Annotated in this window: 13 protein-coding genes; 2 read left to right on the top strand and 11 right to left on the bottom strand. The window is 72.4% G+C overall.

Translation table 11 applies throughout. The features are described 5' to 3' along the window. Window positions 1-16 precede the first annotated feature (16 nt). The 4 genes from LIU39_RS05030 to bla form a co-directional block, all read right to left on the bottom strand. The gene (locus LIU39_RS05030; RefSeq protein WP_227045029.1) at window positions 17-646 is read right to left on the bottom strand and encodes an MBL fold metallo-hydrolase; all 630 of its coding nucleotides are present in this window, start codon (window positions 644-646) and stop codon (window positions 17-19) included. Then, complete coding sequence (locus LIU39_RS05025) at window positions 646-1,731, bottom strand: S-(hydroxymethyl)mycothiol dehydrogenase (protein WP_227045027.1); 1,086 nt, start codon at window positions 1,729-1,731, stop codon at window positions 646-648. Before LIU39_RS05025 ends, LIU39_RS05030 begins: the two co-directional genes overlap by 1 nt. A gap of 136 nt (window positions 1,732-1,867) precedes the next feature. Further along, the gene (locus LIU39_RS05020; protein ID WP_227045026.1) at window positions 1,868-3,226 is read right to left on the bottom strand and encodes an enolase C-terminal domain-like protein; all 1,359 of its coding nucleotides are present in this window, start codon (window positions 3,224-3,226) and stop codon (window positions 1,868-1,870) included. Window positions 3,227-3,364: 138 nt separating this feature from the next. Beyond that, complete coding sequence (gene bla, locus LIU39_RS05015; protein WP_227045024.1) at window positions 3,365-4,285, bottom strand: class A beta-lactamase; 921 nt, start codon at window positions 4,283-4,285, stop codon at window positions 3,365-3,367. 232 nt (window positions 4,286-4,517) lie between these two features. Between bla and LIU39_RS05010 the strand changes: the two genes are divergently transcribed. Next, window positions 4,518-5,360, top strand: a complete 843-nt coding sequence (locus tag LIU39_RS05010; RefSeq protein WP_227045022.1) for an HAD family acid phosphatase — start codon at window positions 4,518-4,520, stop codon at window positions 5,358-5,360. Window positions 5,361-5,396: 36 nt separating this feature from the next. Here LIU39_RS05010 and LIU39_RS05005 read toward each other — a convergent pair whose 3' ends face one another. The 3 genes from LIU39_RS05005 to LIU39_RS04995 all read right to left on the bottom strand — a co-directional run bounded on the left by LIU39_RS05005 (window position 5,397) and on the right by LIU39_RS04995 (window position 7,316). Next, window positions 5,397-5,696: a hypothetical protein gene (locus LIU39_RS05005; RefSeq protein ID WP_227045020.1), complete on the bottom strand. Its 300-nt coding sequence runs from the start codon at window positions 5,694-5,696 to the stop codon at window positions 5,397-5,399. Between the two features lie 339 nt (window positions 5,697-6,035). Further along, window positions 6,036-6,941 (bottom strand): ribonuclease Z, encoded by a 906-nt coding sequence (locus LIU39_RS05000; protein ID WP_227045018.1) that lies wholly within the window; start codon window positions 6,939-6,941, stop codon window positions 6,036-6,038. An 18-nt stretch (window positions 6,942-6,959) separates the two neighbouring features. Next, on the bottom strand, window positions 6,960-7,316 hold the full coding sequence (locus tag LIU39_RS04995) for a histidine triad nucleotide-binding protein (RefSeq protein ID WP_227045017.1): 357 nt from the start codon (window positions 7,314-7,316) through the stop codon (window positions 6,960-6,962). A 221-nt stretch (window positions 7,317-7,537) separates the two neighbouring features. Here LIU39_RS04995 and LIU39_RS04990 point away from each other — a divergent pair, with 221 nt between their 5' ends. After that, window positions 7,538-7,966, top strand: a complete 429-nt coding sequence (locus tag LIU39_RS04990; protein ID WP_227045015.1) for an OsmC family protein — start codon at window positions 7,538-7,540, stop codon at window positions 7,964-7,966. An 84-nt stretch (window positions 7,967-8,050) separates the two neighbouring features. Here LIU39_RS04990 and LIU39_RS04985 read toward each other — a convergent pair whose 3' ends face one another. The 4 genes from LIU39_RS04985 to hrcA all read right to left on the bottom strand — a co-directional run bounded on the left by LIU39_RS04985 (window position 8,051) and on the right by hrcA (window position 12,116). After that, complete coding sequence (locus LIU39_RS04985; RefSeq protein WP_227045013.1) at window positions 8,051-8,794, bottom strand: 16S rRNA (uracil(1498)-N(3))-methyltransferase; 744 nt, start codon at window positions 8,792-8,794, stop codon at window positions 8,051-8,053. Continuing rightward, window positions 8,791-9,885 carry a nitronate monooxygenase gene (locus LIU39_RS04980; RefSeq protein WP_227045011.1) on the bottom strand — a complete coding sequence of 365 codons (1,095 nt, stop codon included), beginning with the start codon at window positions 9,883-9,885 and terminating at the stop codon, window positions 8,791-8,793. Before LIU39_RS04980 ends, LIU39_RS04985 begins: the two co-directional genes overlap by 4 nt. A gap of 77 nt (window positions 9,886-9,962) precedes the next feature. Beyond that, complete coding sequence (dnaJ, locus tag LIU39_RS04975; protein ID WP_227045010.1) at window positions 9,963-11,099, bottom strand: molecular chaperone DnaJ; 1,137 nt, start codon at window positions 11,097-11,099, stop codon at window positions 9,963-9,965. Next, window positions 11,100-12,116: a heat-inducible transcriptional repressor HrcA gene (gene hrcA, locus LIU39_RS04970; RefSeq protein ID WP_227045007.1), complete on the bottom strand. Its 1,017-nt coding sequence runs from the start codon at window positions 12,114-12,116 to the stop codon at window positions 11,100-11,102. Between the last annotated feature and the right edge of the window lie 45 nt (window positions 12,117-12,161).

Raw genomic sequence — 12,161 nt, 5'->3', positions numbered from 1 at the left:
ACGGACCCCGGTCGGGTCAGTGGCCCCGCTTGATCCATTCCTCCAGGTGCGGAGCCTCGTCGCCGATGGTGGTGGGGTCGCCGTGCCCGGTGCGGACGACGGTGTGCGGGGGCAGGGACAGCAGCCGGTCGCGGATCGAGCCGACGAGGGTCGGGAAGTCCGAGAAGGACCTGCCGGTGGCGCCGGGGCCGCCCTGGAAGAGGGTGTCGCCGGTGAAGACCGTGTCCAGGGCGGGCGCGTGCAGGCAGACTCCGCCGGGCGCGTGGCCCGGTGTGTGCAGCACCGTCAGGTCCACGCCCGCGAGGGTCAGGACCTGCCCGTCGGCCAGTTCGCGGTCCGGCGGGGTGCCGGGGTGGGTCTGCTTCCACAGCGGCAGGTCGTCCGGGTGCAGGTGGATCAGGGCACCCGTACGGGCCGCGAGGGCGGGGGCCGCGTCGATGTGGTCGTTGTGCGCGTGGGTGCAGATGATCGCACGCAGGGTGCGGCCGCCGAGGGCTTCGAGGATGGCGTCGGCGTCGTGGGCGGCGTCGATGACGAGCGCTTCGTCGTCGTCGCCGACGATCCAGACGTTGTTGTCGACGTCCCAGGTGCCGCCGTCGAGCGAGAAGGTGCCGGAGGTGACGAGGTGGTCGATGCGGGCCGTCATCAGAGCGTCACCACCGAGCGCAGGACGTCGCCCGCGTGCATCCGCTCGAATGCCTGCTCCACGTCTTCGATGCCGATGGTCTCGGTGACGAACGCGCCGAGGTCGATGCGGCCCTGCTGGTGCAGGTCGACGAGCATCGGGAAGTCGCGGGACGGCAGGCAGTCGCCGTACCAGGAGGACTTGAGTGCGCCGCCGCGGCCGAAGACGTCCAGGAGGGGGAGTTCCAGGGTCATGTCGGGGGTGGGGACGCCGACCAGGACGACGGTGCCGGCCAGGTCGCGGGCGTAGAACGCCTGCTGGTACGTCTCGGGGCGGCCGACCGCCTCGATGACGACGTCCGCGCCGAAGCCTCCGGTCAGCTCCCGGATGGCCTCGACGGGGTCGGTGGTGCGGGAGTTGACGGTGTGGGTGGCGCCCATGGAGCGGGCGGTCGCCAGCTTCCGGTCGTCGACGTCCACCGCGATGATCTTCGCGGCGCCGGCCAGCCGGGCGCCGACCACGGCCGCGTCACCGACGCCGCCGCAGCCGATCACCGCCACGCTGTCGCCGCGGCCGACGTTGCCGGTGTTGATGGCGGCGCCGATGCCGGCCATCACGCCGCAGCCCAGCAGTCCGGCGACGGCGGGCGAGACCTCCGGGTCGACCTTGGTGCACTGTCCGGCGGCGACCAGCGTCTTGTCGGCGAACGCGCCGATGCCGAGGGCCGGGCTCAGCTCCGTGCCGTCCTTCAGCGTCATCTTCTGCTTGGCGTTGTGGGTGTCGAAGCAGTACTGCGGGCGGCCGCGCAGACACGCCCGGCACTGCCCGCACACCGCGCGCCAGTTGAGGACGACGAAGTCTCCCGGCGCGACGTCCGTGACGCCGGCGCCGACCGACTCCACCACACCCGCGGCCTCGTGGCCGAGCAGGAAGGGGAACTCGTCGTTGATGCCGCCCTGCTTGTAGTGCAGGTCGGTGTGGCACACCCCGCACGCCTGGATCGCCACCACGGCCTCGCCGGGGCCCGGGTCGGGCACCAGGATCGTCTCCAGCCGGACCGGCTCGTTCTTCCCCGGCGCAATGACGCCGCGCACTTCCTGTGCCATCGGTACAGCCCCTCTCAAAAGATCACGTACGGGACCACTGTGGCGTACCGCCACCGAGCCGCGCCACACCGTACGCGCGCGGCGCCACCGCGCGCGAAATCACGGCCGTATCCATGATCCCGTCCCCGGGCCGAGGTCACCAGCGCGGCACGGCCGGGGTGACCCAGCCGGGGTCCGCGACGCGCATCGCGGCGGCGTCGTCGCGGGAGCGCAGCCCGCCGTCGTCGGCCAGCCAGCGGCGGTGCAGCGCGGCCAGCCGGTCGCGGTCGACGGCGACGCCGAGGCCGGGTGCGTCGGACACGTCGAGGGCGCCGTCGCGGAAGGTGAGCCGCTCGGTGAGGACATCTTCGGACTGCCACGGGTAGTGGGTGTCGCAGGCGTGGCCGAGGCCGGGGACGGTCGCCGCGACGTGGGTCATGGCGGCGAGGCTGATGCCCAGGTGGGTGTTGGAGTGCATGGACAGGCCGACGCCGAAGGCGCGGCAGAGCGCGGCGAGTTCGCGGGTGGCGCGCAGCCCGCCCCAGTAGTGGTGGTCGCAGAGGACGATCTGCACGGCGCGGCGGGTGAAGGCCGCCTCGATCTCGTCGAAGGTCGTCACGCACATGTTGGTGGCCAGCGGGAGGGCGTGGCCGCCGGGCCCGGCCTCGCGGAGTGCGGCGGCCACCTCGGTCATCCGGTCGGTGCCGCTCGCCGGGTCCTCCAGGTATTCCAGGACGTCGTGCAGCTCGGCCGCGACCGCCAGCGAGGTCGGGACGCTCCAGGCGCCGTTGGGGTCCAGGCGCAGCGGCTGCCCGGGGAACGCGGCGGCCAGCGCCTTGACCGCCGCGATCTCCTGGTCGGGTGCGAAAACGCCGCCCTTGAGCTTGAAGGAAGCGAAGCCGTACGTGCCGGCGAAGCGGCGGGCCTGGGCGACGATGCCGGCCGGGTCGAGGGCCGCGCCCCAGTCGTCGGGCTCACCGCGGCCTTCGGGGTGCTGCGCCCAGCGGTAGAAGAGGTAGGCGCTGTAGTCGACGCGGTCGCGGACCTTGCCGCCGAGCAGCGCGTGGACGGGGAGCCGGGCCGCGTGGCCCCAGGCGTCCAGGCAGGCGACCTCGAAGCCGGAGAGTACGGAGAGCCGGAGCTTGTCGGCGGTCTGGACGCCGCGCAGCCCGCCGGCGTCGACCGCTGCGGCGTCGGTGGCGGCGGGCGATTCGCCGCAGACCCGGTCGGCGAGCGCGGGCAGCGTGTTCAGGTCGGTGACCAGGCGGCCGGTCAGGGCGTCGGCCAACGGGCGGGCCAGATCGAGGTACTTGGTGTCGCCGTAGGTCTCGCCGAGCCCGGTGGCGCCGCCCGCGGTGACCACTTCGATGATCAGCCGCGGGGTGTACGGCTGGTGCACGCCCTGGGTGTTGAGCAGCGGCGGGTCGGCGATCAGGATCGGGGTGAGCCGGACTTCGGTGATGGTGAGGCCCGTGGCGTCGGCGGCGGCCCGGCGCGCGGCGTCGGTGGTGACCAAGGTGACGCTCCTGTCTCCATATGAAGATGACCTCCATGGATGCAGAGGGAGGCTAGGAGGGCGGCACCCGGGCGTCAATACCGCCCAACGGGCCGGGACCTCCCCGGAGTTCGGGAAGATCCCGGCCCCGGTCCGGTCCTAGACGAGCGCCGCCGCCAGCAGTTCCGCGGTCCTGGCCACCAGCGGTTCGTCCACCGGGGCTTCGGCATCGGGCCGGGTGGACAGGACGGCGAGCACGACCGGCGCGCCGTCCGGCGTCCAGGCGATGCCGACGTCGTTGGCGGTGCCGTACTCGCCGGTGCCGGTCTTGTCCGCGACCGTCCAGTCACGCGGCAGGCCGGCGCGGAAGCGTGCCCCGCTGGTGGTGTTGGCGCGCAGCCAGGAGGTCAGCTGCCGACGGTCCCGGTGGTTCAGCGCGCTGCCGAGGGTGAGCTTCGCGTAGGTTCCCGCGATGGCGGCCGGGCTCGTGAGGTCCGTCGTACGCCACGGTTCGGCCGAGTTCAGCTCGGGCTCCCACCGGTCGAGCCGGGTGGTCCGGTCGCCGATCGAGCGGCAGAAGCGGGTGACGGCGGTGGGGCCGCCCAGCTCGCGCAGCATGAGGTTGGCCGCGGCGTTGTCGCTGTATTCGATGGCGGCCGCGCACAGTTCGGCGACGGTCATGCCGTTCGCGAGGTGCTCCGGTGTGCCGGTGACGGGGGCGTAGCCGGAGTCCGCTACGTCCTTTTCGGTGTACTTGATGCGCCGGGCGAGGAATTCGCCGTTCCTGTCGAGGTCTCTCAGGATGGCGGCTGCGGCGGCCGTCTTGATCACCGAGCAGACCGGAAAGGTCTCGTCCGCGCGGTGGCGCACGCTCCTGCCGGTGCCCAGGTGCCGCGCGAACACCCCGAGCCTGGCGCCGTGTTCCCGTTCCAGGTCGCGCAGCGCCTGCGCGATGCCGTCGTCGGCGCGCGGTGCGGCCGCCTGGGCCGGTCCGCCCGTGGACACGGCGGCGGCGAGCGCCGTCCCGGCACCCAGGGCGAGTACGGTGCGGCGGTTCGGACGGGTTTCGACGGTTCTCACAGTGGTTCCCTCTCTACGGCGGTTCCGGTGCGCAGGACGCACCCCTCCAGACCACCACCCGGCACGCCCTGGTTCCCCGCGCCCCTGCATCGGACGCAACGCACACCGGCCCGGCCGCCTACACCGCCTCACCTCTTCCTTTACCAACCGTTGAATCTTCGCGCGTAGAACCGGCACTGAGCCTCTGTTAGACCTACGGGAGTCCGCTCAGATTCCCCGAAGGAGCCGTGCCATGCCCCTCCCCGCCCTCTCCCGCCGCGCCCGTATAGGCGCCGCGACGGTCACCGCCCTCGTCGCCGGGACCGCGGTGTTCGGCGTAGGCCAGGCCACCGCCGAGCACGCGGTGCCCCGTACCGACAAGGAGATCCCGAACCTCACCCTGGTCCAGGACCGGATCAAGGCGTACTACGGCGACACGGTCACCGCGGACGGCGAGCACTACGCGTCCCCGCACAGCAACTACGCCCGCCAGGTCCGCGGCATCGAGGCGAAGGCCCGCGCCTACCTGACCCGCGCGCTCGACCGGCAGCACGGCCACACCGCGCAGGCCGCCGGTGCAAAGACCGGCAAGCCCGCGGGCAAGCACGCCAAGAAGCCCGCGATCGTCCTCGACATGGACGACACCACCCTGCTCACCTACAACTACGAGCTCCAGGTCGGCTTCCACTACACCGAAGAGACCCAGGACAAGTACCTCGAATCGACCGACATGGGCGCGGTCTTCGGCATGGACCGGCTGGTCAACTGGGCGCACTCGCAGGGCGCCGAGGTCTTCTTCCTCACCGGCCGCAAGGAGGCGCAGCGGGACTGGAGCGTGCGCAACCTCAAGAACGTCGGCTACGGCGTCCCGCTGGACCGCTCGCACGTCTACCTGAAGAACAAGGAGCACCCGCCGGCCTACCTGCCCTGCGGCGCCACCTGCTCGACCATCGAGTACAAGTCGGGCACCCGCAAGCACATCGAGTCGCTCGGCTACAACATCGTCGCCAACTTCGGGGACCAGTACAGCGATCTGAGCGGCGGCGCGTCCGACCGCACCTTCAAGCTGCCGAACCCGATGTACTACCTGCCGTAGGGCCAACCCACGTCCCCGGCCCGCACCCCGGCCCGCTCAGTGCGGCCGGGTGACCGCGCGGGCCGGGCCGTCGGGGACCTGCCGGGCGGCGCGCTGCCAGGCCGCCACGTGCCGGCGGCTGATCCGGCGCAGCAGCGGGTCGGGCGGCAGCCCGTACAGCGGGATGCCGCCTTCGCCCGGCGCGCGTCCCAGGGCGGCGGTGGTGCCCGCGTCGAGGGTGAAGCGGTGCACGCAGGCGTCGTCGACCAGCAGCTTGAGCTGGGCGATGCCGGTGCGCGGGCCGTCGTCGGCGAGCGGGGTGCGGTGCAGCTCGCGCAGCGGCACCCCGCGGCGCATGGACGGCAGGCGTACGGCGGTGCCGCGGCGGGTGTCGTAGAGCGTGCAGCCGCGCTCTGCGCGACGGCGTCCTGCGGGGTGGGGCCCGGCGGGCGGCCTGCGCCTCCCGCTCGAAGCGGAGCCGGAACCCCTCGTCCCGCCGGTACCGGGACAGGACCAGCTTGAGCGCCATCGGCTGCCCGCCGCGGGTCCTTGAGAGGGAGACGGTGCCCATGCCGCCCTCGCCGATCCGGCCGAGCAGCCGGTATCCGGCGGTCTCCCGCGGATCTTCGGGCAGCAGCGGGCCGATCCCCGCGCCGTCGCCGACAACGATGACGGCCGCACCGAAGTGCCGTGCGTTCAGCGCCGCTTGGGGACCGGAACCCGCATCAGGTCGCGGGCGACGGTGAGTTCGCCGGTGAACCCGGCGGCCCGCGCCTGCCGTTCGAACTCGCCGGGGTCGGCATAGCGCTGCGAGAAGTGCGTCAGCACCAGATGCCGCACCCCGGCCCGCACCGCCACCGCGGCCGCCTGGCCCGCCGTCAGATGGCCGTGGTCGGTGGCCAGCTGCACGTCCTCGTCGAGGAAGGTCGACTCGATCACCAGCAGGTCGGCGCCGTCGGCGAGGACGTGCACGCCGTCGCACAGCCGGGTGTCCATGACGAACGCGAACCGCTGTCCCGGCCGCATCTCGCTCACCTCGTCCAGCGTCACACCGTTCAGCTCCCCCGCACGCTGGAGCCGCCCGACGTCAGGACCTGCGATGCCGCGCGCCGCCAGCAGCTCGGGCAGCATCCGCCGGGTGTCCGGCTCCACCAGCCGGTAGCCGTACGACTCGACGGGGTGCGAGAGCCGGTGCGCCTGAAGGCTGTACGCATCCGAGCGCTCCAGCTCGCCGTCGGTGGCCACCGGCCGCTCCACCAGCCGGACCGTCTCGCGGTACGCGGTGGAGTACCGCAGTCGGTCGAAGAAGTGCTGCCCGCCGGCCGGGTAGTGCGCGGTGACGGGATGCGGCACCCGGTCGAGGTTGATCCGCTGGATCACCCCGGCGAGGCCCAGCGAATGGTCGCCGTGGAAGTGCGTGACGCAGATCCGGTTGAGGTCGTGCGCGGCGACCCCGGCGCGCAGCATCTGCCGCTGGGTGCCCTCGCCGGGGTCGAACAGCAGCCCCTGGCCGTCCCAGCGCAGGAGGTAGCCGTTGTGGTTGCGGTGCCGGGTCGGCACCTGGCTCGCGGTGCCGAGGACGACCAGTTCGCGTACGGACAACTCGCTTCCCCGGTCCCGTCAGACCAGGCGCTGGAGGTCGCGGCCGCCCAGTACGTGCGCATGGGCGTGGAAGACCGTCTGCCCCGCGCCGGGACCGGTGTTGAACACGATGCGGTAGCCGGTCGCGTCGACCTTCTCGTCACCGGCCACCTTGCCCGCCTCGCGCAGCACGTCACCGGCGATGACCGGCTCAGCGGCGGCCAGTTCCAGGGCGTTCGCGTAGTGGACCTTGGGGATCACCAGGACATGGGTCGGGGCCTGGGGGTTGATGTCGCGGAAGGCGACGGTGGTCTCGGTCTCCCGGACGATGGTCGCCGGCACCTCCCCCGCCACGATCTTGCAGAACAGGCAGTCGGCCTGCGGTTCTCCCGCCACCGGTGGACTCCTCCCGGGTCTTCGCCCGCCGCTGCGCCGGACGGACCGTGGCGAGCCGCGTCGTGGCCGCACCGGGTCGCGTCACGGCGTACGCGGCAGGCGCCGTACGCACCGTGCGTACGCACTCGGATGCTACCGGGCCGATCAGGCGCCCCTTGTGCGCGCACCCCTAAGCTGGCCTCGCAGACCGCATACCGCCCACAACCGGGAGTCAGTGCACCATGGCAACCACGCGCACCGCGAAGACCCACTGGGAAGGCAACCTCCTGGAGGGCAAGGGCTCCGTCGCCCTGGACTCCTCCAAGGTCGGCACGTACGACGTGAACTGGCCGGCCCGCTCGGAGCAGCCGAACGGCGTCACCAGCCCCGAGGAGCTGATCGCCGCCGCCCACTCCTCCTGCTACTCCATGGCCTTCTCGCACGGCCTGGCGGGCAAGGGCTACACCGTCGAGGCCGTCGACACCCAGGCCGACGTGACGTTCCAGCCCGGCGAGGGCATCACCGGCATCGCACTGTCCGTCAGGGCCCGCGTCCCCGGCCTGTCGGAAGAGGAGTTCCAGGCCGCGGCCCAGGACGCCAAGGCCAACTGCCCGGTGAGCCAGGCGCTGGCCGGCGTCAAGAACATCACCCTCGACGCGAAGCTGGTCTGATCCGGCCGCCCTCGCGGCGGTGAACTGCGGTGCGCCGACGGGCCCTCGGGCCGGCCGGCGCACCGTTCGCGTGCGGGCGCGAGGTCAGCTCCAGCGGCCGGTGCGCCCCAGCAGCAGCGCGGTGGCCGCGGTGCCCGCGGTGGAGGTGCGCAGGACGGTCGGGCCGAGGCGGTAGGGCCGGGCGCCCGCGTCGGCGAACGCGGCCAGCTCGTCCGGCGCCACCCCGCCCTCGGGGCCGACGACGAGCACGATGCTGCCGCTTGCCGGCAGCGCGGCGGTGGCCAGCGGGGTGCTGCCCTCCTCGTGCAGCACCGCGGCGAGGTCCGCCTCCGCGAGCAGCGCCGCGACCTGCCGGGTCGTGCACGCCTCCGCGACCTCGGGGAAGACCAGCCGACGCGACTGCTTGCCGGCCTCACGGGCCGTGGCCCGCCACTTGGCCAGCGACTTCGCGGCCCGCTCGCCCTTCCACTGGGTGACGCAACGCGACGCCGCCCAGGGGACGATGGCGTCCACGCCGGTCTCCGTCATGGTCTCCACGGCCAGCTCGCCGCGGTCGCCCTTGGGCAGCGCCTGCACGACGGTGATCCGCACCGGGGGCTCCGGCTCACTGCGCAGCTCCGTCACCGCGACCGTCAGCCGGTCCTTGCCCTCGACGGCGGCGACCGTGCCCCCGGCGCCGGACCCGGTGCCGTCCGTCAGCACGACCTCCTCGCCGACCCGCAGCCGGCGCACCGACACCGCATGCCGCCCCTCGGGGCCTTCCAGCGTCAGCGTGCCGCCGGCCCGCACGTCCGCCAGGGACTCGACCAGAAAAACCGGCGCCGTCATGCCGCGTCCCCCGCACTCTCGTGGCTCAACCCGCCGCGTGCCGCGTCCAGTTCGGACACCAGCAGCTCCACCAGCTCACCGGCCGGCAGCTCGCGCGCCATCCGGTGGCCCTGCCCGGCCCACAGCGACATGCCCTGCGCGTCCCCGGTCTTCGCCGCGGCCTTGCGCAGCCCCGAGGTGAGCTGGTGGACGGCCGGGTAGGCGGCCGGCGCGTACGGGCCGTGCTCCCGCAGGAAGCGGTTGACCAGGCCGCGGGCCGGGCGCCCGGTGAACGCCCGGGTCAGCTCGGTGCGGGTGAACAGCGGATTGGTCAGCGCCCGCTTGTGCAGCTCGTGCGCGCCGGACTCCGGGGTGATCAGGAAGGCGGTGCCGAGCTGCGCCAGGGTGGCGCCCGCGGTCAGCACGGCGGCGATCTGCGCCCCGCGCATCAGCCCGCCCGCCGCGACGACGGGAATCTGCACGGCCTCGCGGACCTGCGTGATCAGCGAGAGCAGCCCGATACCGGCGCCCGTCCCGTCGGCCTGCGGGTCGTCGCGGTGGGTGCCCTGGTGGCCGCCGGCCTCGATGCCCTGGACACAGACCGCGTCCGCGCCCGACCACTGCGCGGCCTGCGCCTCGGCGGGGGTGGTGGCCGTGACGATGGTGTACGTGCCGACCGCGGCGAACGCGTCCAGCACGGCGCGGGAGGGGCAGCCGAAGACGAACGAGACGACCGGCACCGGATCCTCGCGCAGGATCGCCAGCTTGGCCTCGTATCCGTCGTCGGCACCGCCGCACGCGTCGACCTCGCCGAGCGGCGTCTCGTACCAGCCGGCCTCGCCGGCGAGCTGGTCGCGGTAGACGTCGACGGCCGCGGTGTCGGCGAGCGCGGGCTGCGGCATGAAGAGGTTCACGCCGAACGGCCGGCCGGTCAGTCCGCGCAGCCGTTTGATCTCCTGGTACATGCCGTCGGCGGTTTTGTAGCCGGCGGCGAGGAATCCGAGGCCGCCGGCGTCACTGACGGCGGCGGCCAGCTCAGGCCCGGAGATGCCGCCTGCCATCGGGGCCTGCACGATCGGATGGCGGCAGAAATCGGTCAGCGCGGTGGACATGACCACATCGTGCCACGCCCACCGCGCTGTCCCGCACCGGGCCGGGCACACCGTGCCCGGCCCTACGAGCCGTTCACCTACCGCCCGTTGAACGCATCCTTCAACCGCGAGAAGAGCCCTTGCTGTCCGGGTTGAAACTGGCCCGTGGGGCGCTCTTCACCACGGAGCTTGGCCAGCCGCCGGAGCAGCTCTTCCTGCTCGGCATCGAGCTTGGAGGGCGTCAGCACCTCGACGTGGACGATCAGGTCGCCGCGGCCGCCGCCGCGCAGATGGGTCACGCCGCGCTGGTGCAGCGGGATCGACTGGCCGGACTGGGTGCCGGGCCGTACGTCGATCTCCTCCATCCCGTCGAGCGTCTCCAGCGGACACTTCGTGCCCAGGGACGCCGCGGTCATCGGGATGGTGACCGTGCAGTGCAGGTCGTCGCCGCGCCGCTGGAAGACGGAGTGGGCCAGCTCGTGGATCTCGACGTAGAGGTCACCGGCCGGGCCGCCACCGGGACCGACCTCACCCTCGCCGGCGAGCTGGATCCGGGTGCCGTTGTCGACACCCGCCGGGATCTTCACCGTGAGGGTGCGGCGCGAGCGGATCCGCCCGTCGCCCGCGCACTCGGGGCACGGCGTCGGCACGACCGTGCCGAAGCCCTGGCACTGCGGGCACGGCCTGGACGTCATGACCTGGCCGAGGAAGGAGCGGGTGACCTGCGAGACCTCACCGCGGCCGCGGCACATGTCGCAGGTCTGCGCCGAGGTGCCGGGCGCCGCGCCCTCGCCGGTGCACGTGGTGCACACGATGGCGGTGTCGACCTGGATGTCCTTGGTCGTGCCGAAGGCCGCTTCGTTCAGCTCGATGTCGAGCCGGATCATCGCGTCCTGGCCGCGCCGGGTCCGCGAGCGCGGGCCGCGCTGCGAGGAAGCACCGAAGAACGCATCCATGATGTCGGAGAAGTTGCCGAAGCCCGCGCCGAAGCCGCCGGCCCCGCCACCGCCGCCCGCCTGCGAGAGCGGGTCGCCGCCGAGGTCGTAGACCTGCTTCTTCTGCGGGTCCGACAGCACCTCGTAAGCGGCGTTGATCTCCTTGAACCGCTCCTGGGTCTTGGGATCCGGGTTCACATCCGGGTGCAGCTCGCGGGCCAGCCGCCGGAATGCCTTCTTGATCTGGTCCTGCGAGGCGTCGCGGCCGACACCGAGGACCGTGTAATAGTCCGTGGCCACTTACGACTCCGCCAGGATCTGTCCGACGTAACGTGCCACTGCGCGTACCGCTCCCATCGTTCCGGGGTAGTCCATGCGGGTCGGTCCGACCACGCCGAGTTTGGCGACTGCCTCGTCGCCCGAACCGTAGCCGACCGCGACCACCGATGTGGCCGCCAGCCCTTCGTGGGCATTCTCATGCCCGATACGTACGGTCATGCCCGAGTCTTTGGCCTCCCCGAGCAGCTTGAGCAGCACCACGTGCTCCTCAAGGGCTTCCAGCACCGGCCGGATGGTCAGTGGGAAATCGTGCCCGAAGCGCGTGAGATTGGCGGTTCCGCCGATCACCAGACGCTCCTCGGTCTCCTCCACCAAAGTCTCCAACAGCACCGAGAGCACCATCGAGACGGTGCCGCGGTCCTCCTGCTCGAAGGAGTCCGGAAGATCCTGCACCAATTGCGGCACATCCGCGAACCGGCGGCCCACGACCCGGCTGTTGAGCCGGGCCCGCAGATCGGCCAGGGACGTTTCGCCGAACGGCGCCTGGCAGTCGATCAGCCGCTGCTCGACCCGGCCGGTGTCCGTGATCAGGACGAGCATCAGCCGGGCGGGCGCCAGCGACAGCAACTCCACGTGCCGGACCGTTGACCGGGTCAGCGAGGGGTACTGCACGACCGCGACCTGCCGGGTCAGCTGCGCCAGGAGCCGGACCGTGCGGCCCACCACGTCGTCGAGATCGACCGCGCCGTCCAGGAAGTTCTGGATGGCCCGGCGCTCCGGGCTGGACAGCGGCTTGACGCCGGCCAGCCTGTCGACGAACAGGCGGTAGCCCTTGTCGGTGGGGATCCGGCCCGCGCTGGTGTGCGGCTGGGCGATGAATCCCTCGTCCTCCAGGAAGGCCATGTCGTTGCGGACCGTCGCCGGGGAGACGCCGAGCTGATGGCGCTCGGTCAGCGCCTTCGAGCCGACCGGCTCCTCGGTGCCGACATAGTCCTGGACGATGGCACGCAGCACCTCAAGCCTGCGTTCACTGAGCATGGCGCACACCTCCAGTCCTGCCGTCCGGGCCGCTGCGTCCGCCTG

This window comes from Streptomyces pinistramenti (genome assembly GCF_020564935.1).
GTDB classification, from domain to species: domain Bacteria; phylum Actinomycetota; class Actinomycetes; order Streptomycetales; family Streptomycetaceae; genus Streptomyces; species Streptomyces pinistramenti.
The sequence above is the reverse complement of the archived record's forward strand: the minus strand, read 5'-3'. Positions and strand labels throughout refer to the sequence as shown.